Annotated in this window: 25 protein-coding genes and 1 pseudogene; 8 read left to right on the forward strand and 18 right to left on the reverse strand. The window is 71.2% G+C overall.

Translation table 11 applies throughout. The annotated features are described in order from the left end of the window. The first annotated feature begins 193 nt into the window (after positions 1-193). Positions 194-2041, forward strand: a complete 1848-nt coding sequence (locus JHW41_RS16455) for a vWA domain-containing protein (protein WP_250443540.1) — start codon at positions 194-196, stop codon at positions 2039-2041. Between the two features lie 100 nt (positions 2042-2141). Here JHW41_RS16455 and JHW41_RS16460 read toward each other — a convergent pair whose 3' ends face one another. After that, positions 2142-5051 (reverse strand): EAL domain-containing protein, encoded by a 2910-nt coding sequence (locus JHW41_RS16460; protein WP_250443543.1) that lies wholly within the window; start codon positions 5049-5051, stop codon positions 2142-2144. A 231-nt stretch (positions 5052-5282) separates the two neighbouring features. On the opposite strand from JHW41_RS16460, the gene JHW41_RS16465 reads away from it, so the two are divergent. From JHW41_RS16465 to JHW41_RS16485, 5 genes are all read left to right on the forward strand, one after another. Continuing rightward, entirely contained in the window at positions 5283-5837 is a 555-nt protein-coding gene (locus tag JHW41_RS16465) for an RNA polymerase sigma factor (protein ID WP_057950039.1), read from the forward strand. After that, on the forward strand, positions 5834-7198 hold the full coding sequence (locus JHW41_RS16470; RefSeq protein WP_250443546.1) for a hypothetical protein: 1365 nt from the start codon (positions 5834-5836) through the stop codon (positions 7196-7198). The genes JHW41_RS16465 and JHW41_RS16470 overlap by 4 nt, the downstream gene beginning before the upstream one ends. Before the next feature lie 48 nt (positions 7199-7246). Continuing rightward, positions 7247-7858: an IMPACT family protein gene (locus JHW41_RS16475; protein ID WP_123648828.1), complete on the forward strand. Its 612-nt coding sequence runs from the start codon at positions 7247-7249 to the stop codon at positions 7856-7858. A 7-nt stretch (positions 7859-7865) separates the two neighbouring features. Beyond that, positions 7866-9662, forward strand: a complete 1797-nt coding sequence (locus JHW41_RS16480; protein ID WP_250443549.1) for an ABC transporter transmembrane domain-containing protein — start codon at positions 7866-7868, stop codon at positions 9660-9662. Between the two features lie 74 nt (positions 9663-9736). Beyond that, positions 9737-10312: a hypothetical protein gene (locus JHW41_RS16485; RefSeq protein WP_250443552.1), complete on the forward strand. Its 576-nt coding sequence runs from the start codon at positions 9737-9739 to the stop codon at positions 10310-10312. A gap of 119 nt (positions 10313-10431) precedes the next feature. Here JHW41_RS16485 and JHW41_RS16490 read toward each other — a convergent pair whose 3' ends face one another. The 4 genes from JHW41_RS16490 to JHW41_RS16500 all read right to left on the reverse strand — a co-directional run bounded on the left by JHW41_RS16490 (position 10432) and on the right by JHW41_RS16500 (position 14277). Further along, the gene (locus JHW41_RS16490) at positions 10432-11652 is read right to left on the reverse strand and encodes a S1 family peptidase (protein ID WP_158229845.1); all 1221 of its coding nucleotides are present in this window, start codon (positions 11650-11652) and stop codon (positions 10432-10434) included. 463 nt (positions 11653-12115) lie between these two features. Next, complete coding sequence (locus JHW41_RS16495) at positions 12116-13312, reverse strand: S1 family peptidase (protein WP_250443555.1); 1197 nt, start codon at positions 13310-13312, stop codon at positions 12116-12118. 559 nt (positions 13313-13871) lie between these two features. Then, on the reverse strand, positions 13872-14006 hold the full coding sequence (locus tag JHW41_RS27185) for a DUF6053 domain-containing protein (RefSeq protein WP_428995383.1): 135 nt from the start codon (positions 14004-14006) through the stop codon (positions 13872-13874). Beyond that, positions 13951-14277: a hypothetical protein gene (locus JHW41_RS16500; protein ID WP_250443557.1), complete on the reverse strand. Its 327-nt coding sequence runs from the start codon at positions 14275-14277 to the stop codon at positions 13951-13953. The genes JHW41_RS27185 and JHW41_RS16500 overlap by 56 nt, the downstream gene beginning before the upstream one ends. A 3-nt stretch (positions 14278-14280) precedes the next feature. Between JHW41_RS16500 and JHW41_RS16505 the strand changes: the two genes are divergently transcribed. Then, positions 14281-14508 (forward strand): hypothetical protein, encoded by a 228-nt coding sequence (locus JHW41_RS16505; RefSeq protein ID WP_250443560.1) that lies wholly within the window; start codon positions 14281-14283, stop codon positions 14506-14508. A 126-nt stretch (positions 14509-14634) separates the two neighbouring features. Here the strand turns inward: JHW41_RS16505 and JHW41_RS16510 are convergent, their stop codons facing one another. The 9 genes from JHW41_RS16510 to JHW41_RS27190 form a co-directional block, all read right to left on the reverse strand. After that, entirely contained in the window at positions 14635-14976 is a 342-nt protein-coding gene (locus JHW41_RS16510; RefSeq protein WP_250443562.1) for a hypothetical protein, read from the reverse strand. A 34-nt stretch (positions 14977-15010) separates the two neighbouring features. After that, complete coding sequence (locus tag JHW41_RS16515; RefSeq protein WP_250443564.1) at positions 15011-15472, reverse strand: YfbM family protein; 462 nt, start codon at positions 15470-15472, stop codon at positions 15011-15013. A 151-nt stretch (positions 15473-15623) separates the two neighbouring features. After that, on the reverse strand, positions 15624-16172 hold the full coding sequence (locus JHW41_RS16520; protein ID WP_250443566.1) for a L,D-transpeptidase family protein: 549 nt from the start codon (positions 16170-16172) through the stop codon (positions 15624-15626). Next, positions 16169-17815 (reverse strand): acyl-CoA dehydrogenase family protein, encoded by a 1647-nt coding sequence (locus JHW41_RS16525; protein WP_250443568.1) that lies wholly within the window; start codon positions 17813-17815, stop codon positions 16169-16171. The genes JHW41_RS16520 and JHW41_RS16525 overlap by 4 nt, the downstream gene beginning before the upstream one ends. Positions 17816-18103: 288 nt before the next feature. After that, positions 18104-18310 carry a cold-shock protein gene (locus JHW41_RS16530; protein ID WP_057947005.1) on the reverse strand — a complete coding sequence of 69 codons (207 nt, stop codon included), beginning with the start codon at positions 18308-18310 and terminating at the stop codon, positions 18104-18106. 187 nt (positions 18311-18497) lie between these two features. Next, positions 18498-19271, reverse strand: a complete 774-nt coding sequence (locus JHW41_RS16535; protein ID WP_078997365.1) for an S-methyl-5'-thioinosine phosphorylase — start codon at positions 19269-19271, stop codon at positions 18498-18500. An 89-nt stretch (positions 19272-19360) separates the two neighbouring features. Next, positions 19361-19912: a hypoxanthine-guanine phosphoribosyltransferase gene (locus tag JHW41_RS16540; protein WP_057947003.1), complete on the reverse strand. Its 552-nt coding sequence runs from the start codon at positions 19910-19912 to the stop codon at positions 19361-19363. Then, positions 19912-20907, reverse strand: a complete 996-nt coding sequence (nagZ, locus tag JHW41_RS16545) for a beta-N-acetylhexosaminidase (protein WP_057947002.1) — start codon at positions 20905-20907, stop codon at positions 19912-19914. The genes JHW41_RS16540 and nagZ overlap by 1 nt, the downstream gene beginning before the upstream one ends. A gap of 131 nt (positions 20908-21038) precedes the next feature. Next, on the reverse strand, positions 21039-21131 hold the full coding sequence (locus JHW41_RS27190) for a DUF6053 domain-containing protein (RefSeq protein WP_428995559.1): 93 nt from the start codon (positions 21129-21131) through the stop codon (positions 21039-21041). Between JHW41_RS27190 and JHW41_RS27195 the strand changes: the two are divergent. Then, positions 21097-21168, forward strand: a pseudogene (locus JHW41_RS27195) (DUF6053 domain-containing protein); the annotation flags it as partial. The gene JHW41_RS27190 and the pseudogene JHW41_RS27195 overlap by 35 nt on opposite strands. Positions 21169-21223: 55 nt before the next feature. On the opposite strand, the gene JHW41_RS16550 reads toward JHW41_RS27195, so the two are convergent. The 4 genes from JHW41_RS16550 to JHW41_RS16565 form a co-directional block, all read right to left on the reverse strand. Next, complete coding sequence (locus tag JHW41_RS16550) at positions 21224-21736, reverse strand: CYTH domain-containing protein (protein WP_250443570.1); 513 nt, start codon at positions 21734-21736, stop codon at positions 21224-21226. Positions 21737-22056: 320 nt separating this feature from the next. Continuing rightward, positions 22057-23406, reverse strand: a complete 1350-nt coding sequence (rlmD, locus tag JHW41_RS16555; protein ID WP_250443572.1) for a 23S rRNA (uracil(1939)-C(5))-methyltransferase RlmD — start codon at positions 23404-23406, stop codon at positions 22057-22059. A gap of 164 nt (positions 23407-23570) precedes the next feature. Next, positions 23571-24206, reverse strand: a complete 636-nt coding sequence (locus tag JHW41_RS16560; protein ID WP_250443574.1) for a DUF1318 domain-containing protein — start codon at positions 24204-24206, stop codon at positions 23571-23573. A 164-nt stretch (positions 24207-24370) separates the two neighbouring features. Further along, positions 24371-26419 (reverse strand): hypothetical protein, encoded by a 2049-nt coding sequence (locus JHW41_RS16565; RefSeq protein WP_250443576.1) that lies wholly within the window; start codon positions 26417-26419, stop codon positions 24371-24373. Between the last annotated feature and the right edge of the window lie 12 nt (positions 26420-26431).

Consider the following 26431-nt stretch of genomic DNA (forward strand, 5'->3'; position numbering starts at 1 on the left):
GCGGGAAGAGCGGAAAGGCAAGATCAAAATGGGTTCCGGCTTTCGCCGGAACGACGGGCTGGGGAAAAGCGACGGGCTGCGGGGGAAGTGACGGTCTGAGGGAAACGCCCCCTCCAAAAAAATCGCCCCGCTTAACCCCACCCACCGACCCCGCCCGTTCGCCTTCCCAGGTCCACACACCAGGGAAGCCACCATGTCCGCCGTCGCCCGTCCGCAGTCGCCGCGCCTCGCCCTCCATTGCCTCAGCGCGGCGCTGCTCGCCGCCCTCGCCCTCGCCGGTTGCCAGTCCACCGGCAGCCCGGCCGACAAGCAGGCCGAGGCCGCGCCGGCCGCGGCGCCGGTCGACGCCGCCGCCAACGTCCAGTCGCCGGCGATACAGACATTGCCCGCGCAGCCCATCGTGGAGCAATCCGCGCCGGCGGCGACGGCCAAGCCGATGGCCGACGCCCTGGAACGCGTCCAGGTCACCGGCTCGCGGGTCGCGCCGGCACCGATGCGCCGCTCCGACGCGCGCGTCAAGCTCGCTGCGGCGCCGCAAGGCTTCATCGCGCCCGCGCCGGCCCCGCCGCCGCCGCCGCCGTTCTACCAGCAGGCAGCCAACACCGAGAAGTACGCCGCGCGCGAGGACAATCCGGTGCAGCGCGCCAGCGAGCAGCCGCTGTCGACCTTCTCCATCGACGTCGACACCGGCAGCTACGCCAACGTGCGGCGCATGCTCAACGACGGCATCCGCCCGCCGGCCGACGCGGTGCGCGCGGAAGAGTTCATCAACTACTTCGATTACGGCCACCCGGCACCGACCTCGCGCGCGGTGCCGTTCAAGGTCTCGACCGAACTCGCGCCGGCGCCGTGGAACGCGCAGCGGCAGCTGCTGATGATCGGCATCAAGGGCTTCGAGGTGCCCAAGCAGAACCTGCCGCCGGCCAACCTGGTGTTCCTGATCGACACCTCCGGCTCGATGAACTCGCCCGACAAACTGCCGCTGCTCAAGAGCGCGTTCTCGATGCTGGCCCGGCAGCTGCGCCCGCAGGACCGCATCTCCATCGTGGTCTACGCCGGCTCCGCCGGACTGGTGCTGCCGCCGACGCCGGGCGACAAGCAGCAGGAGATCCTCGACGCGCTGGAGCGCCTGCAGGCCGGCGGCAGCACCAACGGCGGCGACGGCATCCGCCTCGCCTACGCCACCGCGCGCCAGGGCTTCATCAAGAACGGCGTCAACCGGGTGATCCTGGCCACCGACGGCGACTTCAACGTCGGCACGGTCGGCACCGACGCGCTGGAAACCCTCGTCGCCGACCAGCGCAAGACCGGCATCGCCCTGACCACGCTGGGCTTCGGCGCCGGCAACTACAACGATGAACTGTCGGAGAAGCTGGCCGACGTCGGCGACGGCAACCACGCCTATATCGATACCGTGCAGGAAGCGCGCAAGGTGCTGGTGCAGGAGATGGGTTCGACGCTGATGACCATCGCCCGCGACGTCAAGATCCAGATCGAGTTCAATCCGGCGCAGGTCGCCGAGTACCGACTGATCGGCTACGAAAACCGCCTGCTCAAGCGCGAGGACTTCGCCAACGACAAGGTCGACGCCGGCGACATCGGCGCCGGCCACGAAGTCACCGCGCTGTACGAGATCACTCCGGTCGGCTCGAAGGCCAACCGCCTGCCGCCGCTGCGCTACGCCCAGGCCGCGCCGGCCGCGAGCGGCGGCAACGGCGAGATGGCCAACCTCAAGCTGCGCTACAAGCGTCCCGGCGAAGACCGCAGCCAGCTGATCGAAACCCCGGTCCTGAATTCCAGCCGCCGCGCCGTCGCCAGCGATTCGCTGCGCATGGCCGCCTCGGTCGCGGCCTTCGCCGACGCGCTGCGCGGCGGCAGCCAATACGACGGCTGGGGCTGGGAGCAGATCCTCGGCGCCGCGCGCGGAGTGAAGACGGCCGATGCCTCGGGCCAGCGCGCCGAGTTCGTGCGCCTGGTCGAGCGGGCCAAGGCGCAGATCGGCGAGCTCAAGCCGACCGCGGACGTGGCGATCAGCCACTAAGGCGTGGTGCACGCCGCCGGGGTTCGATTCGCGACGCAGTCAGGCCCGTCGCGATCGGCTCCGGCGGCGTTTTTATGGCCGAAGTCCCTGTAGGCACCGACTATTCGCCCACGGCGGGCTGCACGCTACGCATGCGCTCGGCCGGGCGGCCGAACAGATAGCCCTGGCCGAACGCGCAGCCCAGTTCGCGCAGCACCGCGCGCTGCGCCGGCGTCTCCACGCCTTCGCCGATGGTGTGGATGCCCAGGGTGCCGGCCAGGGCCTGGATCGCGCGCACCACCGCCACGCTCTCCGGCCGCGATTCGCCGACCAAGCCCGCGACGAAACTCTGATCGATCTTCAAACATTCGATCGGGAATCGATGCAGATAGGACAACGCCGAAAACCCGGTGCCGAAATCGTCCAGCTGCGCCAGCACCCCGTGGCTGCGCAAGGTCCGCAGCATCCGCAACGCGCGCGGCACGTCGTCGAGCAGCGCGACCTCGGTGATCTCGATGCGCAGCCGGTGCGGGTCGGCGCCGGCGCGGTCGAGCATGCGCAGCAGTCGGTCGGCGAAGTCGCCGGCGCGGAAGTGCTTGGGCGAGACGTTGACCGAGATGTAGCCCTCGCCGCCGCGCGCCAGTTCCTCGATCACCCGGCCGTAGAGAATCCAGTCGGCTTCCTCGATCAGGCCGCTGTCCTCGCCCAGGCCGATGAACTCGCGCGGCAGCAGCAAACCGCGTTTTTCGTGGCGCCAGCGCAGCAGCGCCTCGTGGCCGATCGCGACGCCGTCGTCCAGGCGCACGATCGGCTGGTAGTAGGCGATGAAGGCGTCGGAGTTGATCGCCCGGCGCAGGTCGGCCTCGAGGTCGAGGATGCGCACCGCCTGCTCGCGCATTTCCTCGTCGAACACGGCGAAGCGGCCGCGCCCGGCGCCCTTGGCCCGGTACATCGCCGCATCGGCGTCGCGCAACAGCTCGATGCCGTTGCGGTAGCGCGGATGCCACAAGGCGATGCCGACGCTGGCCGAGGGAAACACCTCGCGCCCGGCCACCCAGCACGGCTCGCCGAGCGCGCGCAGCACGCGCTGGGCCAGTTCCTCGGCCACGTTGAGGCCGTCGATGTGTTCGACCAGGATCGCGAATTCATCGCCGCCCAGCCGCGCCACCGTGTCCTCGCCGCGCACCGCGCCGACGATGCGGCGGCCACTCTCCACCAGCAGCTCGTCGCCGGCGGCGTGGCCGACGCTGTCGTTGACCAGCTTGAATCGGTCCAGGTCGAGGAACAGCACCGCGAACGGGCGCTGTTCGCGGCGCGCGCGGGCGATGGCGTGGTCGAGCCGTTCCAGCAGCTGGCTGCGGTTGGGCAGCTCGGTCAGCGGATCGTGCAGGGCCAGGTGGGTGAGCTTGCGCTCGGCGCTCTCGCGCTCGCCGATCTGCGCGACCAGCTCGGCGTTGGTGTGGGCCAGCTCGCGGGTGCGGCTGGCGACGCGCTGTTCGAGTTCGCCGTGCGCGGTCAGCAGCCGGTCCTGGGCCTGCTTGCGCGCCAGGCCGATGCTGATGTGGTGGGCGACGAAGGTCAGCAGCTCCTGGTCGCGGGCGTTGAAGCTGATCGCGCGCGAATAGCTCTGGATCGCGATCACCCCGACCACGGCGTCGTCGCGGTACAGCGGCACGCCCAGCCAGCAGTGCGCGGCCGAACCGTGGCTGCGCACTTCGCCGCGGCTGTTGAGTTCGGCGATGCGGTGGCGGTCGGCCAGCAGCGGACGGCCCTGGCGGATCACGAACTCGGTCAGGCCGCCGGCGAACTGGCGCGCCTCGCGGATCATGTCGCGTTCGTCGATCGAATACGGGAACTGCAGCCGCTCGCCGTCGTCGGACAGCAGCGCGATATAGAAATTGCGCGCGTACAGCAGCTCGCTGACCACGTCGTGGACCTGCGAGTAGAACCGCTCCAGGGTGTCGGAGGTGATGGTCAGTTCGGCGATGCGGAACAGCGCGCGCTGCAGCCGTTCGGCGCGCTGGCGCTCGATGATCTCGGCCTGCAGGTCGCGGTTGCTGAGCTGCAGCGCATAGGTGCGCTCGGCGACCCGCCGCTCGAGTTCCTCGCGCGCGCGGTAGCGGTCCAGCGCGGTGAGGATGTGCTGGGCCACGAACGCCAGCAGCGCGCGGTCCTCCTCGCCGTAGCTGTCGGCGCTGTCGTAGTTCTGCACCACCACCGCGCCGCACACCCGTTCCTCGCGCCGCATCGGCACGCCGAGCCAGTCGGCGCTGTCGGGGCCGTGGCGCTCGTCGTGCGGCACGCTCAGCCGTTCGCGCAGCTGCGCCGAACTGCCCTGCAGCGGCTCGCCGTGGCGCAACAGGGCCAGGGTCAGGCTGGTCGGCATGTCCTCGCCGCGGATGACCTGCAGCGGGTTGGCCACGTACGGGTCGTGGCGGTCGGCGAAGTAGAGGAAACGCATCGTGTCGGCGATGTCGTCGTAGAGCACGATGTAGAAATTCTCGGCGTACATCAGCCCGCACACCACGCCGTGGATGCGGCTGAGCAGGTCGCTCATCTCCAGCCCGGAACCGGCCAGGTCGGCGATGCCGAACAGCGCCTGCTGCAGGCGCTCGGACTTCTCCAGCGCCTCGGCGCGGGCGTGCGCGCGCAGCGCCGCCAGTTCGGCCGCGACCAACCCGCGCGCCATCGCCAGCCAGCCGGCGCGCAGCCACGCCGGCAGCGCGCGCGGCATCTGCACCGCCAGGCTGGCGCGGCTGCGGTCTTGCAGCCACCACGCCGCCTCGATCCGGTCGGCGTAGCGTTCGTCGGAGGCGCCGATGGCCGGCGGGTCGCATTCCAGCCGGTCCAGCGCGCTCGCGCGCAGGGCGCCGTCGGCGCCGGGCGTGAAGGATTCGGCCACCTGGCCTTGGGCGGTGCGCCAGCTCACCGCGATCTGCGAACCGGCCGGCAGCGCTTCCAGCAGCGCGGCCGCCAACGCCTGGCCGGGCCAGGCGCCCTCGGCCGCGTCGCTCACCGTTGCCGTTCGCATCGCATCATTCCGCACCCGATCGCCCTGCACCGGACCGCCTGTCCACTACCGCCCGTTTTCGAGCCCCCGAAGGATAACGCGAGCTTTACACCGACGGCAGGCCGCAAACCCCGCCCGGCGTCGTGATCCGTTGTTCCCGTCATGATCCTGGCGCTCCGACTCCCGCTATACGACCCGGCCGCGGCAAGCAAGCGCTTCCCGTCGGCGCCGTCTGCCCGTAACCTGCCGCCGATGAACACCGCTGCGGACACGAGCGACGACGTGCTGATGCTGGCCTGGGCGGCCGGCGACGCCGGCGCGTTCGAAGTCCTGTACTCGCGCCACCGCGGCCCGCTGTACCGCTTCCTGCTGCGCCAGCTGCGCGATTCGGCCCTGGCCGACGAGTTCTTCCAGGACGTGTGGCAGCGGGTGATCGGCGCGCGCCAGGGCTGGAAGCCCGACGCGCAGTTCAATACCTGGCTGTTCCGGATCGCGCACAACCGGCTGAACGACTACTGGCGCGGGCTCAAGCACCGCCCGGCGACGCCGGAGGACGGCGACGAGCGCGCCGCGCGCGTGCCCGATCCGACCACGCCGGAGCGCGAGCTGTCCGAATTCGAGCAGCGCCGCCGCTTGCAGCGCGCGATCGAGGAGTTGCCCGAGGAGCAGCGCGAGGTGGTGCTGCTGCGCCTGGAACAAGAGTTGAGCCTGGAAGAAATCGGCGCCATTACGGGGGTGGGTCGGGAAACGGTGAAGTCCAGGCTGCGGTACGCGATGGACAAGCTGCGCGCGAGGTTGACCGAATGAACCGCCGTCCCGACGCTCCCGATCCCTTGTCGCCGGAAGAGCGCGACCTGGCCGAGCGGCTGCTGCGGCTGGGCCCGCACGACGGTCCGTCGGCGGCGCTGGACGCCACGATCCTCGCCGCGGCGCGTGCCGCCGTGGCGGAGCCGATGCCAGACGCGGCGTCCCAGGCGGCCGCGGCGTTGGCCGCTGCGCCGCTGGCCGCGGCGCCGCAAGCCGCAGCCCCGCAGGCTGCCGCGCCCCAGGCCGCACCGGCGCGCCCGGCCGCGCCGCAGGCCGGCGCGCCGCGCGCCCGGCCGAACAAGACCCGTTGGCCGGCGTGGATCGGCGTGGCCGCCTCGCTGACCCTGGCCGTCGGCGTGGCGTGGCAGCTGCGCCCGCTCGACAAGGCGCCCTCGGCGCTCAGCGAAGAACAGGCCGCCCCGGCCGTGGCGGCGATGCCGCAGGCCGAGGCCGGCGCCGATGCCTCTGCCGACGCCGCGATCGCCGTGCCCGAGATGCCGGCCGCCGCCGCGCAGGCGCCCGACCTGCCCGCCTCGGCGCCGGCGCAACGCGCTCCGGCGGCCGATGTCCTCGCCGCGCCGCAACCGCCCGAGCCGATGCCGATCGAGGACCTCCCGCCCGCGCCGGTGCTGGCGAAGCCCGCCCCCGCCCCGGCACGAGCCGAGTCCCCGCCGGTCGAAGACCGTGCGCTCGAAAGCCGCGCCGCGGCCAGCAAGGCGGTGGAGAACCACGCGGCCGAAAAGCGCGCGGCCGCCGATGCCGCGCCGCCCGCAACGCGCGAACTCGACCGCCGCGCCAAGAGCGAGGCCCCGCGCGCCGCCCAGGCGCAATCGACCCAGGCGATGCCCGCGCCGGCCGATGCTCCGCCGCCGCCGGCCCCGCCTCCGCCGCCCGCGCCGGCTCCGGCCATCGCGCCGCCCGCCGCGCAGGGCTACGGCTACAGCGCTCCCGCCGCTGCGGCGCCGGCTGGCGCCGCCCGCGCGCGAGGCCAGCCGGCCGCCGAGAGCAAGCGCGCCGCCGGCCAGGTCGAAGGCCTGAGCCGTCGCGAAGCCGAGCGCCCGGTCGCCGCGCCGCCGGCCGAAGCTGCGGCCAACGCGCCGATCGCCGCCGAGGCCCAACGCGCCGCGCCGCCGCAGCAGAACGCCGCCGACGCCACCGTTCTGGAGCGGGTCCAGATCACCGGCTCGCGCATCGGCCCGTCGCAACACGCCAATGCCCTGGCGCCGGAACAATGGCTGGAGCGGATCCGCCAGTACCGCGACGACGGCGAGCTCGACCTGGCCCGCCAGGACCTGCGCGAGTTCCGCCGCGCCCACCCGCGCGCCCGCATTCCCAAGGACCTGCGGTCGCTGCTCGAATGAGCGCGCCTTGATGGGCGCGCCGCTCGCGCGCCGCCGCGGAACGCCGCGATGAGCGCGGCCACGACCCTGGCCGAACGCGCGCGCCACGCGATCGAGGTCAAGCACAGCCGCTTCCTCGCCCTGGCCGCGCCGGTCGCCACGCCCGAGGCAGCGCTGGCGTTCCTGGCCGAAGTCGCCGACCCGGCCGCGACCCACAACTGCTGGGCCTACCGGATCGGCGCGCAATACCGCTTCAACGACGACGGCGAGCCCTCCGGCACCGCCGGCCGGCCGATCCTGGCCGCGATCGACGGCCAGGGCTGCGACCAGGCCGTGGTCGTGGTGACCCGCTGGTACGGCGGCATCAAGCTCGGCGCCGGCGGCCTGGTCCGCGCCTACGGCGGCGCCGCGGCCGAATGCCTGCGGCGCGCGCCACGTCGCGAGTTGGTGACCTATGCCGAACTGGAACTGGCGTATCCGTTCGCGGACACCGGCGCGGTCCATGCGACACTCAACGCCTTCGGCGCGGACAAGGCCGACGAGCGCTTCGACGCCGCCGGCGCGCGGGTGCGCGTGCGACTGCCGGCCGCACAGCTGGACGCCTTGAAAGCGCAGTTGCGCGACGCCACCCGTAATCGCGTGCGTCTGTCCGAACCGGACGCGCCACCCTCCCCTGCCTGAAATCCCGATGACCGATGCCAGCGCCGGCCCGAAGGCCGACCCATCCCGCGACACCGCACCGATCGGCAGCCTGCGCATCCTGTGGCCGTTCGTCAGCAAGTACCGCGTCCTGTTCGTCGCCTGGCTGTTCGCCCTGGCCGCCTCCAGCGCCGTCACCCTGACCCTGCCGGTCGCGTTCAAGACCATGATCGACCAAGGCTTCGCCCAGAGCGCGGCCGGCGGCGGCAGCGGCGCGATCGACCGCGCCTTCCTGCTGCTGTTCGCGGTCGCCATCGCCCTGGCCCTGGCCACCGCGGCGCGCTTCTACTTCGTTTCTGTGTTGGGCGAAAAAGTGGTCGCGGACCTGCGCGAGCAGCTCTACCGCCACCTGATCGCGCTCGATGCCGGTTTCCACGACCGCAACCGCAGCGGCGAACTGGTCTCGCGCCTGACCGCCGACGCCGAACTGCTGCGCAGCGTGGTCGGATCGAGCATGTCGGTGGCGTTGCGCAGCCTGGTCACCTTCGTCGGCAGCCTCGGCATGCTGTTCGTCACCAGCCCGCGCCTGGCCGCCTACGCCCTGGTCGGCATTCCGCTGGCGGTACTGCCGATCGTCGCCGGCGGGCGCCGGCTGCAGCGCATCTCGCGCTCCAGCCAGGACCGCATCGCCGACGCCAACACCCTGGCCAGCGAAACCCTCGGCGCGGTGCGCACGGTCCAGGCGCACGCGCGCGAATCCTACGAACAGGGCCGCTTCAGCGAATCGCTGAAGACCGCGATCAAGACCGCGCGCAAGCGCATCCGCGCCCAGGCCTGGGTCACCGCCATCGCCATCACCCTGGTGTTCGGCGCGATCACCCTGGTGCTGTGGTCGGGCGCGCACGACGTCGTCGCCGGCCGCCTCACCGGCGGCACCCTGGCCCAGTTCGTGCTCTACGCCTTGATCGGCGGCGGCTCGGTCGGCGCGCTGGCCGAGGTCTGGAACGACCTGCAGCGCGCCGCCGGCGGCATGGGCCGGATCGGCGAACTGCTGTCGGAACGCAGCGCGGTGGTCGCGCCGGCGCAGCCGCGGCCGCTGCCGCAGCCGGTGCGCGGCGAGATCGTGTTCGACCAGGTCGGTTTCCATTACCCGCAGCGCCCCGACCTGCCGGCGCTGCAGGACTTCACGCTGCGGGTGAACTCCGGCGAGACCGTGGCCCTGGTCGGCCCGTCGGGCGCCGGCAAGAGCACGGTGTTCTCGATCCTGCTGCGCTTCCACGACCCGCAGCACGGCGCGGTGCGCGTCGACGGCGTCGACGTACGCGAGGCCGATCTCGGCCAGCTGCGCGGCGCGATCGCCCTGGTGCCGCAGCAGGCGACCATCTTCGCCACCACCGCGCGCGAGAACATCCGCTACGGCCGCCTCGACGCCAGCGACGCCGAACTCGACGAAGCGGTGCGCGCGGCCCACGCCACCGACTTCATCCACGACCTGCCGCAGGGCCTGGCGACCGAACTCGGCGAACGCGGCGCGCGCCTGTCCGGCGGCCAGCAACAGCGCATCGCCATCGCCCGCGCCCTGCTCAAGGACGCGCCGATCCTGCTGCTGGACGAAGCCACCAGCGCGCTCGACGCGCAGAGCGAGCGCGCCGTGCAACAGGCGCTGGAAGCGCTGATGCAGGGCCGCACCACCCTGGTCATCGCCCATCGCCTGGCGACCGTGCTCAAGGCCGACCGGATCGTGGTCATGGACCGCGGTCGCATCGTCGCCGAGGGCACCCACGAGGCGCTGCTGGCGCAGGGCGGCCTGTACGCGGAACTGGCCAAGCTGCAGTTCCTGGATTGAACCGCGCCGCTTGGACGCAGCCGCACGAACGCAGCGGCCGACGCGCGGCCGCACCGCCTCTAATGGAACCAAACATGCATCGGATCGCGAGCTTCGCGTTTTCTCTCGCCCTGGCGTTGGCCGCGACGCCGTCGCTGGCCGCGCGCGCGCCGGCGGCCGCCGCGCAAGCCGCGGTGGAAACCGTCGGCGTCTACAGCAACGTGCGCGTGAGCGGCGGCGAGGACCCGCACGCCGAAGGCTACGACGTCGAGCTCTACCGCGAGAACGGCGTGCTGTTCGGCCTGTTCTATTCCTCCCAGGGCATGGTCGGCGACACTCCGCGCGGGCGCCTGCAGGACGTGCGCTACGACGCCGCCAGCGGCAAGCTGTCGTTCCGCGCCAAGCTCACGATCGGCCAGGAGTTCAGCAAGGATTCCGGCCCCGACGGCCGCCCCAGCCGCGACCTGTTCGAGTTCGACGGCACCCTGGGCGCGAAGACCCTCAGCGGCGCCCTGCTCCATCGCAGCGGCTATGCCCCAAGCGAGACCGGCGAGCGGCAGATGGTGACGCTCAAGCGCGATGCGCAGCGCAGCCGCGACGCGGGCGAGCTGGCTCCGGCCAGCCGCGCGCAATGGCTGGCCGAGCCGGTGCCGAACGGGCCGCAGTGGTAACGTCCCGCGGCGCGTCCGCGTTCGCCGTCGGCTCGCCGTAAACGCCCTGCGCGCGCCCGGGCGCGCCGGCGCCGGCGACATCCCGCAAGGCGCGGGACGCCGCCGGCGGCATCGCCCGATCAGTGGGTGACCAGGGTGACGCCGTACTTGCTGAGGATCGGCTTCAGCGGCTGGAACCAGGTCACCCGCGAAGACGCCGCGACCGAGCAATTGTCGGCCGCGCCGAACGGGATCTGGCCGCCGGACGTCACGCCCTGGGCCTGGCCGTCGGCGGTGATCCACGAGCCGCCCGAATCGCCGCCGCCGGTGCAGACGTTGGATTCGGTCAGGCCGCGGACGGTGCCCTCGCGGTAGTTCACGGTGACGTTCTTCGAGCGGATGGTGCCGCACTTGTAGAACGTGGTGCGGCCGGAGCGGCACAACGCCGCGCCGATCGGCGCCTCGACGCTGCCCTTCACCGAAACGAAGCCGCCGCTGTAGTTGCTGACCCGGCCGGACAGGGTGTGGTTGGCGTTGATCGTGACCCAGGCCATGTCGGTGCCGGGGAAATCCGAGTTGGCGAAGGTGCCCAGCGGGATCAGGCTGGCGCGGTTGCCGACGTTCACGTTCTTGCCGACGGTGCCGCAGTGGCCGGCGGTGACGAAACCGCGGACCGAGCCCTTGGTCGCCGGGAAGCCGACCGAGCACACGCCGAACTGGCTGCCGACCGGCCAGCTGTATTCGATGCCGCCGACGACTTCGGCGGTGAGCTGCGGCGAACCTTCGCCGGTTTCGAAGCGCACCGCGCCGGCATCGGCGCCGCTGAGCGCGACGAGCTCCACGCCTTCGCCGATGGCGCCGGGCGCGACGGTCACCACGACCGCGTTGCTGACCGGATCCACGCGCCAGGACTGCACGCCCGCGAACGGCCTGCTGATGCCCGGCACGCGCGCGTTCGACTGCGCATCCAGGGCCGCGAACGATCGCTCCAGCTGAAGCAGGCTGTGGCGCACGTTGCGCACTTCCACCCCGCCCAGGCTGCGCGCCGCCTTGCCGGTGCCCGAGGTCGCGACCACGAAACCGAAGCTGCCGTCGGCCTTGCGCTCGATCCAGCTGCCGGCGAAGGTCGAACCCAACGCGCGCTGCGCCGCGGCGCCTTGCTGCAGCGACAGACGCTGGGTCGCCAGGTACTGCGGCAAGCGCTCGGCGGAAACGCCGAGATCGCGCTGCATCGCCTGCTGCAGGCGCGGGTCGATCGGCTCGGCGGCGACGGCCTGGACGGACGCGAATGCGGCGGTCGACGCCAGCGCCAGCAACAGCGAGCGGCCCACGGGGCGACGAACGGATTGCGAAACGGTCATGCGGGAACTCCTCGGACAGGACGGGGATGGACCGGCGCGCCGGTCCGCGGCCTCCGATGCAGCCGTCGATGACGCCGGCCCGGATCGAGCGCGACGCGGCTGCGCGGGGCCGCTTCCAGATAGAAGCAAGCGCCGCGGCCGCACAAGCCGATCCGGCGCGATGGCTGCGCGCTGGCGCCGCATGCAGTCACAGAACGCGCAAGATTCGGACGAATCCTAGAACGCCAGCCGCATCGCGCATCGACGTTCGCGACGGCGACGTCGGCATCGAGCGCATCGCCGCGGCGGTCTTCGGCGCATCGCCCGCGCGCGACTGCGCATCACCAGCGCACGCAACGCAACGCGCGTTTCGCCTCGCGCACGCGCGCGCAAACGCGGCCCACAAAAAAACGCCCCGCACACGGCGGGGCGTTCGCATCGACGGCGCTGCAGGCGCGGCGCCGCGGATGGCTCGGCGAGCGGATCAGCCCGTGACCAGGGTCAGGCCGTACTGGCTCAGGATCGGCGTCAGGCGCTCGAACAGGCTGCTGCGCTGCGAGGCCGGAATGCCGCAGTTGTTGCCGTTGGACTGGACGTTGCCGCCCGACATCACGCCCTGCGCCTGGCCGGCGCTGGTGATCCACGAGCCGCCGGAATCGCCGCGGCCCATGCAGGCGTTGGCGTTGGTCAGGCCGCGCACCGCACCTTCGGCGTAGTTGGCGGTGACGTTCTTGGCGGTGATGGTGCCGCACTGGTAGCCGGTGGTGCGGCCCGAACGGCACACCGCCGCGCCGACCGCGGCTTCGCTGCTGCCGCGCACGGTGATGTAGCCGCCGCTGTAGTTGCTCACGCGCGGCAGCAGGGTCTGCGCGCTGGTCAGGCTGACCCAGGCGCGGTCGTTGCCCGGGAACACGCGCGCGGCGAAGGTGCCGACCTGGGCGCCGCCGATGCGCGCGACCGCGTTGACCGTGCCGCAATGGCCGGCGGTGACGAAACCCTTGGTCGCGCCGCGGGTCACCGAGAAACCGACCGAGCACAGCGAGGCGTTGTTGATCGAGTATTCGATGCCGCCGATGATGTTGGCCGTGGTCTGCAGCTTGCCGGGCGAACGCTCGATCCGCACCTGCGCGCTGTCGGCGCCGCTGAGCGCGACGAAATCGACGCCGGCGTCGGTCGCGCCTTCGTCGACCTTGACCACGATCGAATTGGTCTGCGCGTCGACGTACCAGCTCTGCACGCCGTCGAGCGGCTTGCTGATGCCCTTCACCCGCGCGTTGGCGCCGGCGTCGAGCTGATCCATCGAGGCCTGCAGCTGCTTGAGGCTGTAGCGCACGTTGCGTACTTCGACCCCGCCCAGCGTGGTCGACTTGCGCGCGCCCGAGGTCGCAGCGACGACCTTGAAGCTGCCGTCTTGATTGCGCTCGATCCAGCTGCCGGCGAACTGCGCGCCGAACTCGCGCTCGATCGCCGCGGCCTGGGTGCGGGCGAGTTTTTCGGTCTGCAGGTACTGCGGCAGCTGCGCCGGGAAGATGCCCAGATCGCGCTGCATGGCGAATTTCAGCTCGGGGCTGACCTGCTCGGACGCCAGCGCGGCGCCGGAAGACATCGCAGCCAGCGCGGCGGCGACGCAGAAGACGGAAGCGCGCGCGATCCGGCGCGAACGGTGGTTCGATACGTACATGCGAGGAACTCCTGAGGGAATCTGACATGGATCGAAGATGAAGCCTGGCGGCTTCGCGACGCCGTTGCGCAAACGGCGGCCCGTGATCGGCGAAGGCGCGCGCCATCCCTTGGCGTTCGATTCGCGAGGCTGTGTCAGCTAAAAAGAACTGCGCCGCGCGTGCAAGATGCGCGCGCAAGGCCGGGTCACACGCACAGTTCGAGGCGTGTCACAAGATCGCGCATTCGGTAGCGAATTGCGGAAGATGAGCGAGTCGTTCATCGAATCGCGCGAGTTCGCATCGATCGAGTAGACGCGCGTAAATTCGGCACGAATCGCGTGCGTGCGCGTGTTGCGATGCAACGCATCGGCGCGAGTGTGTTTGTTCGTGCATGTGCGCTGTCGGCCACGAAAGCGCTGCGTTCGCGCATGCGGCCGATGGAGTTTGTTTGGGTTGCAGCTTAAGGCGAGCGGAAACGGAAGCGTCGGGGCTGAAGCCCCTCCCACAAGAGCCGAGTCCTTCCACAAAAGCCAAGCCCTCTCACAAAAGCCAAACCCTTCCGCCAAAGCGAAGTTCCTTCTACGGAAGCATCGCCAACTTCGGGTCCGCTTTTGTGGGAGGGGCTTCAGCCCCGACGCTTTTCGCCCGAACCGAAGCGCTACGACGAATGCCGGCTCTGCGCCCAGATCCACGCCGCCAACGCGCACAGCGCAAACACGCCGACGCCGCGGCCGAGCCAGAACAATGCGAAGGAAAAGTCCGAACCGTGCGCTGGCGGCGGCACCGCCGCGAGGGCCAGCAAGGCCAGGGCTTGGGATTTACGTGAACCACGCATGGCGCACCTCCCGCGACGGCACGATGCCGTCTCACCCGACCTTACACCCAATCGCGCGAAACTGAAGGTCTGGTCCGGCCACGCGCGACCGGCGGTATCGTCGGCGCGCGAGAACACACGTCGACAGGCGTATTCAGGCGAATCGATCACGCGATGAAACCTTATCGGAACCTGAGCGGGCGCTCCGGCGTGCGCGCCTACCAACTCGGCCTCGACGCGATCTCGGTGGAGTTCGCCGACGGCTCGGTCTATCTCTACACCCGCGCCAGCGCCGGCTCGGCCGCCATCGCGCACATGCAGGCCTTGGCCGAGGCCGGGCGCGGACTGGCCACCTACATCAATCGACACGTAAGCGAGCGCTACGCCGAGCGATTGCGCTGACGCGCCGGGCGGCCCGCATCCGTCGCCGCAGTGCGATACGCGGCCGGCCATTCGGCATGCGCACCCTCGTCGATCGCAGCACCGGCATACGCCGCCGGCCCCGCGCTGCGTGCGATGCGCAAGCGCTCAGTACAGCGCGCTGATCGCGCCGGCCAGCAGCAACAGCAACCAGAGCGCGGCGCCGACCGCGGCGACCTCCAAGGTGCGCGCTATCGATCGCGGCGGCAGGCGGCGCCAGGCGCGCCAGCCGCACAGCATCGCCGCCAGCGACAACACCGCCGCGAACAGCACGCTGGACAGCATCGCCGCCAGGTACGGCAAGCCGCAAACGTAGCCATGGTGCGTGTGCATCGCCGCGTCCAGTTCGCGCTTCTGCAGCAGGTAGGCGGCGACCGGCAGCGCCAGCGACGCCGCGGCGGCCAGCCACGAGGCGATGCGCCATCGGCGCGCGGCCGCGTCCGCCTTCATCGCCGGTTCCCGCGCATGCCGTCGTTCGCCCGGCTCAACCGATGGTCGCGAACACGTCGTCGCCGCGCGCCGCGGCGGCCGCGTAGAAGCCGCTGAGCTGCGCGTAGTAATCCAGCACGTACTGCTTGGCGTCCTCGCCGTCGCGCAGCCAGATCACGTCGGGATAGATCTGCGCGTCGGCCAGCGCCTGCGCGTCGAAGCGCTCGGCGAATTCGGCCGGCGGCAGCGCGGCCAGCGCCTGCGCGATTTCGCGCACCTGCTCGGCCGGCAGGTGGCGCCAGCTGGCGTCGTCGTCCTCGTTCACCGGCGTGCCGCCGAGGATCGCCCAGGCCCACGGCGCTTCGCCGGTCCAGGCCGAGCCGGTCAGGACGAAATGGATCGCATGCCAGGCCTTGTCGAGATAGGCGTCCTGCGCGGCCTGATCGTCGCGCTCGTACAAGGCTTCCTCGATCTGCCGCGACTGTTCCAGCAGCGCGGCGGCGCGCGCGGGATCCATGGCGGTGGCGCTCCAGGTCATGCCCATACCCAACGGCTCCAGTGTCGGACGATCGCGCCAGTGTGCACCGCGCGCATCTCAATCGTCGATACGAATCGGTGCGCGCGATGCGACGCGCAAGCCCGGACCGCGGTCCGGGCTTGCGACGCGCTCAGGGATCGATGCGGATCGGCGTGCCGGTCGGGACCCGGCTCCAGATGTCTTCGATCTCGCGATCGGTCACCGCGACGCAACCGTCGGTCCAGTCGCGCCGATAGCCCGGCGGCGTACCGCCGTGGATCATGATGTCGCCGCCCGGATCGACGCCGCGCGCCTGCGCCTGCTTGCGGTCGGCCGCATTCGGATACGACACCCGCAACGACAGATGGAAGCGGCTGTTCTGGTTGCGCCCGCTGATGCGGTACTCGCCCTCGGGCGTGCGCTCGTCGCCCTGTTGGCGCTTGTGCCCGGTCGGCGCGTCGCCGAGCAGGATCGCATAGCTCTTGAGCACCTTGCCGCCGCGCAGCAACTGCATGCGCCGCGCCGACTTGTCGACCACGATGAAGTCGGCCTGCTCGGCCTTGGCCGCCATCGCCGGCGGCGTGCGCGCCGACGCCGGCGCGGCCCAGGCCAGCGCGACGGCCAGCAGCGCGGCCGCTGCCATCGCAGGCATCGCGCCGATCGCGCCCATAGCGCGGTTCGAACGCAGGGACGCGCTCATGCCGGCACCCCGCGCTGGGCGATGGCGACGAAATCCAGTTCGTCGGGCAAGGTGCCGAAGCCCAGGCCGTGGCCGCCGCCGAGGCGGCTGCGGCAGAACGCGGCCGCGACCGGGCTGCCGGCGCGCAGCAGCAGCGCGCCCTGCAGCGCCAGCGCCAAGCGTTCGACCCAGCTGCGCATCTGCGCTTCCGGCAGCGGCGTGCGGCCCGACAAGGCGTCGGCGAGCGGATCGATCCGCGCATCGAACCAATCGTCGCGACCGCGCGCGGCGTCGAGTTCGGCCAGCAGCGCCTGCCCGGCCTCGGGCTCGCGCGCCAGCGCGCGCAGCACGTCCAGGCACTGGATGTTGCCGCTGCCTTCCCAGATCGAATTCAGCGGCGCCTGCCGGTACAGGCGCGGCAGCAGCGATTCCTCGACGTAGCCCGCGCCGCCCAGGCATTCCTGCGCCTCGTTGACGAACGCCGGCGCGCGCTTGCAGATCCAGTACTTGCCGATCGCGGTGGCGATGCGCGCCAACGCGGCCTCGCGCGGATCGCGCGGCGCGCGGTCGATCGCGCCGGCCACGCGGATCGCCAGCGCGGTGGCGGCTTCGGATTCCAGCGCGAGGTCGGCCAGCACGTTGCGCATCAGCGCGTGCTCGGCCAGCGGCTTGCCGAAGGCGCGGCGGTGGCGGGTGTGGTGCAGGGCCTGGCTCAACGCCATGCGCATCTCGCCGGCCGAGCCGAGCATGCAGTCGAGCCGGGTCAGCATCACCATCTCGATGATGGTCGCCACGCCGCGGCCCTCCTCGCCCACGCGCTGCGCCCAGGCGTTTTGGAACTCCACCTCCGACGAGGCGTTGGACCAGTCGCCGAGCTTGTCCTTGAGCCGCATCAGCCGCAGCGCGTTCTTGCCGCCGTGCGGGTGCCAGCGCGGCAGCAGGAAGCAGGTCAAGCCGGCGGGCGCCTGGCCCAGGACCAGGAAGCCGTCGGACATCGGCGCGGAAAAGAACCATTTGTGGCCGACCAGTTCGTACTCGTCGTTGCCGATCGCGGTGGCGACGGTCTGGTTCGCGCGCACGTCCGAGCCGCCCTGCTTCTCGGTCATGCCCATGCCCAGGGTGAGCCCGGGCTTGTCGGCGGCGGCGACGTCGCGGCCGTCGTAATGCGGCGCGGCGGCCTTGCGCATCCACTCGCCCAGCGCGGGCGCGTGGCGCAGCACCGGCGCGCTGGCGTGGGTCATGGTCAGCGGGCAGCTGGTGCCGGGTTCGGATTGATGGTGCAGGTAGCTCAGCGCCGCGCGCGCGACGTGCGCGCCGGGCGCCGGCTCGTGCCAGGACAGGCCGGCGACGCCGTGTTCGATCGCCGCGCCCATGATCGCGTGGTAGTTGGGATGGAACTCGACCGTGTCGATGCGGTGGCCGAAGGCGTCGTGGCTGCGCAGGCGCGGCTTGTCGCGGTGCGCGTCGACGCTCAGCGCCAGCAATCCGTCGCCGGCGAAGGCGCCGTAGCGTTGCAGGCGCGCGGCGAAGGCGCCGCCGCCCTCGCGCTCGACCGCTTCGCGCAGGGCCGCGTCGTCGGCCCACAGGTCGCGCGGCGCGAACGGCGGCGGCTGGTTGGCGACCGCGTGGGTGGCGAACGGCGGCAGTTCGGCGGGCGTGTCCATGGGTTGCGTTGCTCCTGCGGGTTCTTCGCGGTTCTAGACCCAGGCGGTTCTAGACCCAGGCGATTCTAGACCCAGGCGATTAGAGCGGCGCTTCCATACCGGCTTCACAGCGCGATCCGGCCGGACGGCGTCGGGCCCGGTGGCCCTGCCACAACAGCGCCCGCAAAAGAAAAGGCCCCGCCGAAGCGAGGCCTTGGAAACTGTCCGACGAACCTGTCCGAAACGAACCTGTCCATGTGGAACGGTAAGGCGATACGCCGAAGCCCGCGCGACGGGCAATACGATCGATCAGGCCTGCGGGGTGACTTCCGAAGCCTGCGCGCCCTTCGGGCCCTGGGTCAGCTGGTAGCTGACGCGCTGGCCTTCCTGCAGGCTGCGGAAGCCCTTGGCGTTGATCGCGGAGAAATGCACGAATACATCCGCGCTGCCATCTTCGGGAGAAATGAAACCGAAGCCCTTGGCGTCGTTGAACCACTTCACGGTGCCGTACTGCATATCCTTATTGACCTCATGCTGGATGCGTTGACGTGCGTCGCCGCCGCGTGGCGTTTGACGCACCGGCGAGTATGCAAACTGTGCCATTGGATGACAACGGCTCAGCGTGACGGCATCGAACACGTGAAATGAGGGAATTTCCGGTCACCTCGCGCATGCGCGATCGCATTTATGCGACCGCGATCACTCAGCGCGCGTCCAGCAGCGCCTGCAGCAGCGCCGGCAAGCCCGAGGATGCCGCGGCGACGTTGTCGAGCACATCCTGCAGGGTGATCACTTCGTCCGGATCGGGACCGGCGCCGGCGGCCCAGTTGGCGACGATCGCCAGGCAGGCGTAGTCCAGTCCCAGCTCGCGCGCGAGGCCGGCTTCGGGCATGCCGGTCATGCCGACCAGGTCGCAGCCGTCGCGGCGCATGCGCGCGATCTCGGCGCGGGTTTCCAGGCGCGGGCCCTGGGTCGCGCCGTAGCAGCCGCCGTCGACCAGCGCCACGCCGGCGCGCTGCGCCGCCGCCAGCACCGCGGCGCGCAACGCGCGGGTGTAGGGCTCGCCGAAATCCACGTGCAGCACTTCGGTGCCCCCGCTTCCTTCGGAAGCGACCTCGCAGATCGTCGAGATGCGGCCCCAGGTGTAGTCGATCAGCTGATCCGGGCAGCCGAGCACGCGCGGGCCGAACCGCTCGGTGATGCCGCCGACCGTGTTGAGCGCGAGCACGCGCGTCGCGCCCAGCGCCTGCAACGCGGCGAGGTTGGCGCGGTAGTTGATCTGGTGCGGCGGCAGCGAATGGCCTTCGCCGTGGCGCGCGAGAAAGGCGACGCGGCGCTCGCCGAGGCGGCCGATGCGGACCGGGCCCGACGGCGCGCCGTAGCGGGTCACCGGCTGGTGCGATTCGACGTCCTGCAGCTCGGCGATGCGGTACAGGCCGGTGCCGCCGATCACGGCGAGGTCGATGGGTTGGGTCATGGGATGCGGATCCGGATCGATGCGGGGAAGGCCGCGCGCCGGGCGCGCGCGAGCCGTGTGACGGGTTGCCGCGAACGCGGCTGAAGCGTTCAGCGCAGCGCGTAGATCGCCGGCAGGTTGCGGCCCTGCTCGTGGAAGTCCATGCCGTAGCCGAACACGTAGCGGTCGGGCACTTCGACGCCGACGTAATCGGCGCACAGGCCTTCGACGCAGCGGTCGTGCGCCTTCACCGCCAGCGCGGCGATGCGCACCTCGGCCGCGCCCTGCTCCAGGCACCAGGCGCGGATCGCGTGCAGGGTGTGGCCTTCGTCGACGATGTCGTCGGCCAGCAGCACCCGGCGCCCGCGCAGCGGCGTGGCCGGGCGGTGTTTCCACACCAGGTCGGCGCCGGTGGTGGCGCCGCGGTAGCGGGTCGCGTGCAGGTAGTCGAATTCCAGGTCCAGGCCGCGCTGGCCCAGTTCCATCGCCAGCTGCGCGGCGAACGGCAGGCCGCCGTGCATGACGGTCAGGTAGACCGGGCGCGCGCCGGCGTAGTCGTTGCGGATGCGCACGGCCATGCGCGCGATCTCGCGCTCCAGGCTGCGGCGGTCGAAGATCAGGTCGGCGTTTTCCAACGCGGCGGCCAGGTCGTGGTTGCTCATCAAGCCAGTCCTTCCAAACGGGTGCGGGTGTCGGCGTAGCGGGCGTCGGCGATCAGCCCATCCCAGCCCATCGCGCCGCGGCCGATCAGGCCCACCAGCGCGGCGGTGTTGAGCGGGCGGCCGGCGACCGCCTGCAGCGACTCTTCTACCAACTGCGGATGACAGACCAGCACCACGTCGCAGCCGGCGTCCAGGTGCGCGTCGATGCGCGCGCGCACGCCGCCGGCGGAGAACGCCGCGGCCATGCCGATGTCGTCGCTGAAGACCACGCCGCGGAAGCCCATCTCCTTGCGCAGGATGTCCTCGATCCACAGCCGCGAATAGCCGGCCGGCTCCGGCGCGACCGCCGGATACGACACGTGCGCCATCATCACCGCGTCGGCCTTGGCCTCGATGCCGGCGACGAACGGGATCAGGTCGGTCTTGCGCAGATCCTCGAGGCTGCGCGGGTCGGCGGCCTGGTCGAAGTGGGTGTCGGCCAGGACCGAGCCGTGGCCGGGGAAATGCTTCAGCGTCGCGGCCATGCCGCGCGCGTGCATGCCGCGGATGTAGGCGCGGGTGAACTCGGCCACGACCTGCGGATCGGCGTCGAAGGCGCGGTTGCCGATGGCGAGGTTGCCGCGGCCCAGGTCGACCACCGGCGCGAAGCTGAGGTCGACGCCACTGGCCTGGACTTCGCCGGCCATCAGCTGGGCGTGCTCCTCGGCCAGCTTGAGCGCGGCCTCGCGGTCCTGGGCGTAGAGCTTGCCGAGCGATTGCAGCGGCGGCAGCGCGCTGTAGCCCTCGCGGAAGCGCTGCACGCGGCCGCCTTCCTGGTCCACGCAGACCAGCTGCGGACGCGGCGCGGCTTCGCGGATCGCCTGCGAGAGCTCGGCGACCTGGGCCCTGGAGGCGAAATTGCGGGCGAACAGGATCACGCCGGCGCAGGCTTCGTGTTGCAGCCAGTCGCGTTCCTGTTCGTTGAGTTCGGTACCGGCGACGCCGATCACGAGCATGCGGAGACTCCTGTGAGGAGGATTGCGGCGCGGTCGGCGCCGTGGGCATTGTCGCGCAGATGCGGCGGCGGGGCATCCCGGGGCGGCCGGCGGCGGAAAGGGCCTCGCGCCCGGCGTTCATGGGAAGCGCTTCAGCCGGGATGCTCCGATGGGAGAGGCGCCCGTCTGGGCGCTCTTGTGGGAGGGACTTCAGTCCCGACGCTTTCGTGCCAGCTCGCGGCGATCGGAGCCGAAAGCGTCGGGACTGAAGTCCCTCCCACAAGGGCCCCTGCCCCACGAGTCGGGCGGCCCACGAAAGCCAGCAGCCCGGTCCGGATCAGCCCTCGCCGTCGCGCTCGGCCTGGCTCCACCGCGAGAACGGCCGGGTCGCCAGCGCCAGGTTGTAGTAGCGCGCCGACTCGGTCACCTCGCGCCCGGCCCAGGCGGGCTTGTCGAACGCCGCATCGGCGCTCGGCAACTCGACTTCGGCCACGACCAGCCCGGCGTTGTCGCCGAGGAATTCGTCGACTTCCCACACAAACCCGGCGTGTTCGACGTAGTGGCGGCGCTTGTCGACCAGCCCGCCCACGCACAGCGCCAGCAGGTCGCGCGCGTCGCGCTCCGGGATCGGGTAATCGAATTCCTGGCGGGTGTGGCCGAGTTCGCGCGACTTGAGGTTGAGGAAGGCGTCCTCGCCGGCGATGCGCACGCGCACCGAGGCCTTCATCGCGCCGGTGTCCATCGTCGCCAGATCGTTGAGATAGCCCTGCGCCATCGGCACCACCTTGTGCGCGGCGGCGCGCCAGGCGTCGGAAGTGACCAGAAACTTGCGTTCGATTTCGATGCCCACGCGAATGTCCTCAAGTAGAAACCACGCCGAACCCATCGTCCGCGCGCAGCCGCCGCAACCATCGCCGGCGGAATCCACCACTGCCCGCGCCGCGGCAGGTCCGTCGCCGACGCCGTCCCCTCGCCCTCGCCGTCATTCCGGCGAAAGCCGGAACCCATTTTGCTGTTGCGGTTGGCTGCTGGGCTTGGAAAGCAAAGGCAAAATCAAAATGGGTTCCGGCTTTCGCCGGAATGACGGCGTGTGAGGCGTGTGAGGCGTGTGAGGTCTGCGAGGCTTGCGAAAGATGCGAGCGGCCACAGTCGCGACGCGAGCCGCGCGCCTCAGCGCTCGAACATCGCGATCGATTCCACGTGCGCGGTATGCGGGAACATGTCCATCACCCCGGCCGCGCGCAGCTTCCAGCCCTTCTCGCGCACCAGGTAGCCGGCGTCGCGCGCCAGCGAGGCCGGATGGCAGCTGACGTAGACGATGCGCTTGAACTGCTTCAGCGGCAGCTGGGTCAGCACGAAGTCGGCGCCCGAACGCGGCGGGTCCAGCAGCAGGCGGTCGAAGCCCTCGCGCATCCAGCGCTCGCCGCTGAGGTCCTTGCCGAGGTCGGCGGCGTAGAACTGCGCGTTGCCCAGGCCGTTGTGCGTAGCGTTCTCGCGAGCGCGCTGCACCAGCCCGGCCTCGCCTTCCACCCCGACCACCTCGCGCACGCGCCGCGCCAGCGGCAGGGTGAAGTTGCCGAGACCGGCGAACAGGTCGAGCACGCGGTCCTCGGGCTGCGGCTCCAGCAGGTCCAGCGCGTGCTGGATCATGCGGCCGTTGAGCGAGGCGTTGACCTGGATGAAATCGAGCGGACGGAACTTCAGCCGCAGGTCCCAGTCCGGCAGCGAGAACTGCAGTTGCGGATCGGCCGGCCACAGCGGATGCACGGTGTCGATGCCGCCGGGCTGCAGGAAGATCGCGAAGCGGTGCTCGCGGCCGAACGCCGCCAGCTTGTCGCGGTCGCCGTCCGACAGCGGCGCGAGGTGGCGGAAGGTCAGCGCGATGCCGTCGTGATCGTCCATGCCGTCGCCGCCGATGAACTCCACCTGCGGAATCTCGCGACGCCCGTCCATGCCGTCGATCAGCGCGGCCAGCGCCGCGACCTTGTCGCCGATGGCCGGGATCACCGTTTCGCAGCGGGAAATGTCGGCGACGAAGCGCGGATCGGTCTCGCGGAAACCGACCAGGGTCTTGTCCTTCTTCTCGACCCGGCGCACCGAGAACCGGCCCTTGCGCCGGTAGCCCCAGGCCGAGTCGGTCAGCGCCGGCAGCACCCGCTCGGGCATGACGTGGCCGATGCGCTCGAAGTTCTCCATCAGCACGCGCTGCTTGGCCAGGATCTGCTGGTCTTCGGCCAGATGCTGCAACGCGCAGCCGCCGCACACGCCGAAATGCGCGCAACGCGGATCGACGCGGTCGGGCGAGGCCTGCAGCACCTGCACCGCGACGGCCTCGTCGAAGCTACGCGAACGCGCCGTCTGCTTGGCCATGACCCGCTCGCCGGGCAGCGCGCCGGCGACGAATATCGCCTTGCCGGCGCTGTCGGGGGCCTTGGGATCGGGGCGGCGGCCAACGCCGCGGCCGTCGTGGGTGAGACCGGAAATGGCGATCTCGAAAGGAGTCTGGTCGATGCGGGCCACAGCGGCTGGCGGGGTTTTACGGCCGGCTATTGTCGCATGTTCGGGACCGGGGACCGGGGAGCGAACGCAAACCGGCTCCGCAAGAAAAAGCCCGCCAAGCGGCGGGCTCTCGCTCTCACCGGGTCCCGGGTCCCGGGTCCCGGGTCCCCGGTCCCCGGTCCCGATCACTTCTGCTTCCAGGCCCCGCCCGCGTCCTGGTACCACCAACCGCCCTTGGCGCTCTCGATCCACTGCTTCGAGAACACCTGGCGGATCTGGCCTTCCCATTCGGGATGGTTGTTGGCCACGGCGATTTCCTTGTAGACCGCATTGGAATCGCGGTTCTGGTCGGCCACCGCCTGATTGACGCCGACCCGGTCGGACAGCGGGATTTTGGCCGCGTCGCGCACGCTCACGGTGCCGTTGCTGGCGAAGCCGAGCGCGCCGGAGTCGAACTGCGCGCGCAGCTGCGAATCGAAGCGCTGGGCCATGCGCGACTGGATCGCCTGGATCGCCGGGGTCTTGATCGAGATGTCCGGCGACTGCGCGCGGGCGCTGCCGATGCCGGCCACCGACCACCAGTCGATGCGGCTGGCCAGTTCGCCCCAGCGCAGCGACGGGCGATCCAGCGCGGCGCTGCCGCCGGGCTTGCCGCCTTCCGACGGCTGGGCCTGCGGCTGCGCCGCGGGCGTGTCGCCGATGACCTTCTCGACGAATTCCTTGGCCGCTTCCTTGGCCTCGGCGGCCGGGAAGTAGACGTTGATGGTCACGCAGGCCGTCAACATCACGGCGGCGACCGGTACTCCCATCCAACGGCGCATGTGCGGATCCTTCTGGTTGTGCGCGTCCGGCGCGGCGGGCCGCCGGTCCGTCCGCGGCAGTGAACGAATGCCCGCCATTGAACCACGGCGGCGTTGAACGGCAAGGCTACGCCGGCCGGCCGGCCGCGCCGCGGCCCCGTCCCGCCCGGCCGCGCGCGGCGGCCTTACTGCACCACCGGCTTGAGCTCGCCCTTGCTGACCGCCTCCATGCGTTCGAGCAGGGTCGACCAGTCGACCCGGTGGTTGTAGCCGACCACGTCCAGGTGCGGCACGCCGGCGCCGCGGACGATGGTGAAGCCGGGCTTGCCGTCGGGGCCGGCCTTGGCCGCGCCGAGCCCGCCCATCTGGCAGACCTCGTCGGCGAGCTTGCAGGAGATGCCCAGGCGGGCGTAGCCGAAGTCGTCGAAGAAGCCGATCAGCCGGTCCTGCAGGCTGCCGACGAAGGACGAGTCGCCGACGCTGGACAGGTCCTGCACCGCGCGCTGGCTGATGCGCTGGCGCACGCCGCGGGTTTTTTCGGTATGCAGTTCGGCGTCGAACGCGGTCGGCTGCCAATCGACCAGGCGCAGCTGATCGATGCGGCCGTACAAACGCCCGGTGATGCTGCCGAAGCCGAACACGCCGGTCAGCGACTCCAGGTCGATGTTGCGCAGGGCCAGGTCCGAGCTCAGCGTGGGCGCGACGCCGAACGGCCGCTCCATCGCCAGCGACGACACCTCGACGGTGCCGCCGAACAACTGCATCGCCAGGCCACCGTCGAGTTCCAGACGCTCGTCGGCGTAATGCGCCTCGGGGATGCGGCCGCTGAGTTCGCCGGTGAAGGCCGGCCAGTCCAGTGCCTTGGACAGCTGGGCGACATCGAGCCGGTCCAGGTTCAGACCGAAACGCAGGTCCAGGCCCTTGCCGCCGGCCGGCGGACGCAGGCGCAGGTTGTCGGCGCCGACCCGGCCGCCGAGCATCGGGAACGAGATCGCGCGCTGCAATCGGAATTCGCCGTGGTCGCTGGAGAACGGCAGCCGGGTGGGGCCGAATTCCAGGCCGTACAACGCGCCGCTGCGCCAGCTCAGTTCGCTCTCGCGCGAGGCGGCGTCGGAATAGGCCAGGCTGCCGTCGAGGCCGTCGAAACGGAACCGCCCCTGTTCGTCGCGCAGGCGCACCTCGCGCAACTGCGCGCGCGCCTGCGACAGGTCGCCGCCGCGCAGGCTCAGCTGGGCATCCAGGCCGCCGGACAGTTCCAGCTTGGACAGCCCGGCCAGGCCGAGGAAGCCCGACAGGTAGCGTTCGCGCAGCGGCGCCAGGTCCGGGCTGGCCAGTTGCAGGTCGAGCGCGTCCAGGCTCGCATCGCCGCGCAGCGCGGCGCTGCCTTCCGCATCGAGCGCGCCGGGATCGCGCCAGGCGATGCGCGGCAGGCGCCAGCCGCCGCCGGGTCCGCTCTCGGCCTGCAGGTCCAGCGCCACCGGCTTGCCGCGCAGGGCGATGTAGGCGTTGCCGAACAGCATCTCGCCGTCGAGCAGGCGCCCGCCCAGGCGCAGGCGGGTGACCGCGCCCAGCTCGCTGTCCACGCGCAAGCGCGCGGCCAGTTTCTCGCCGGCGACCAGGCCGTCGGGTGTGTCGAAACCGGCGCCGTCCACGCCCAGTTCGCCGGCGATGCGCAGCGGCGCGCGCGCCGGCGCGGTGACATCGAGGCGGCCGTCGACGCTGCCGGACTTGATCCGGCCCTCGCTCCAGGCCTTCGCCGCCAACGCCTGGGCCCAGGCCAGCGGCACCCGGGTCAGGTCGATGCGGGTGGCGTCGGGCGTGGCGGCGGCGCGCTGCAGCGAGATGGCGCTGGCGCCGCGGCTCAGGCGCGCGTCGGTGCTGGCCACGCCCAGGTCCAGCGCCAACCTCATTGGCGCCCCGCCCTGCCCGCGCAATTCGCCCTCGCACTGCCAGCCGCCGCGGCCGTCGCGGCGCAGCGGGCAACGCCAGGCGACCTCGTCGAAGCGATAGCCCAGATCCGGCGCATCGATCCGGCCGGCGCGCAGCTCCAGTTCGCCCTGCGCCGCGCCGTCGGGCCAGGCCAGGCGCACCTGCACCCGTTCCAGCTGGGCCACGCCGGTGGCGACGCGGGCGATCCTGGCGTTCAGCGTGCGCGCCTCACCATCGGCCGGCAGCGCCCACAGGCAGACCGCCCCGAGCAGGGGCAGCGACAACCCCATCAGTAGGCGTAACATGGTCCGCAGCAT

It is taken from the genome of Lysobacter enzymogenes (assembly GCF_023617245.1).
GTDB classification, from domain to species: Bacteria; Pseudomonadota; Gammaproteobacteria; order Xanthomonadales; family Xanthomonadaceae; genus Lysobacter; species Lysobacter yananisis.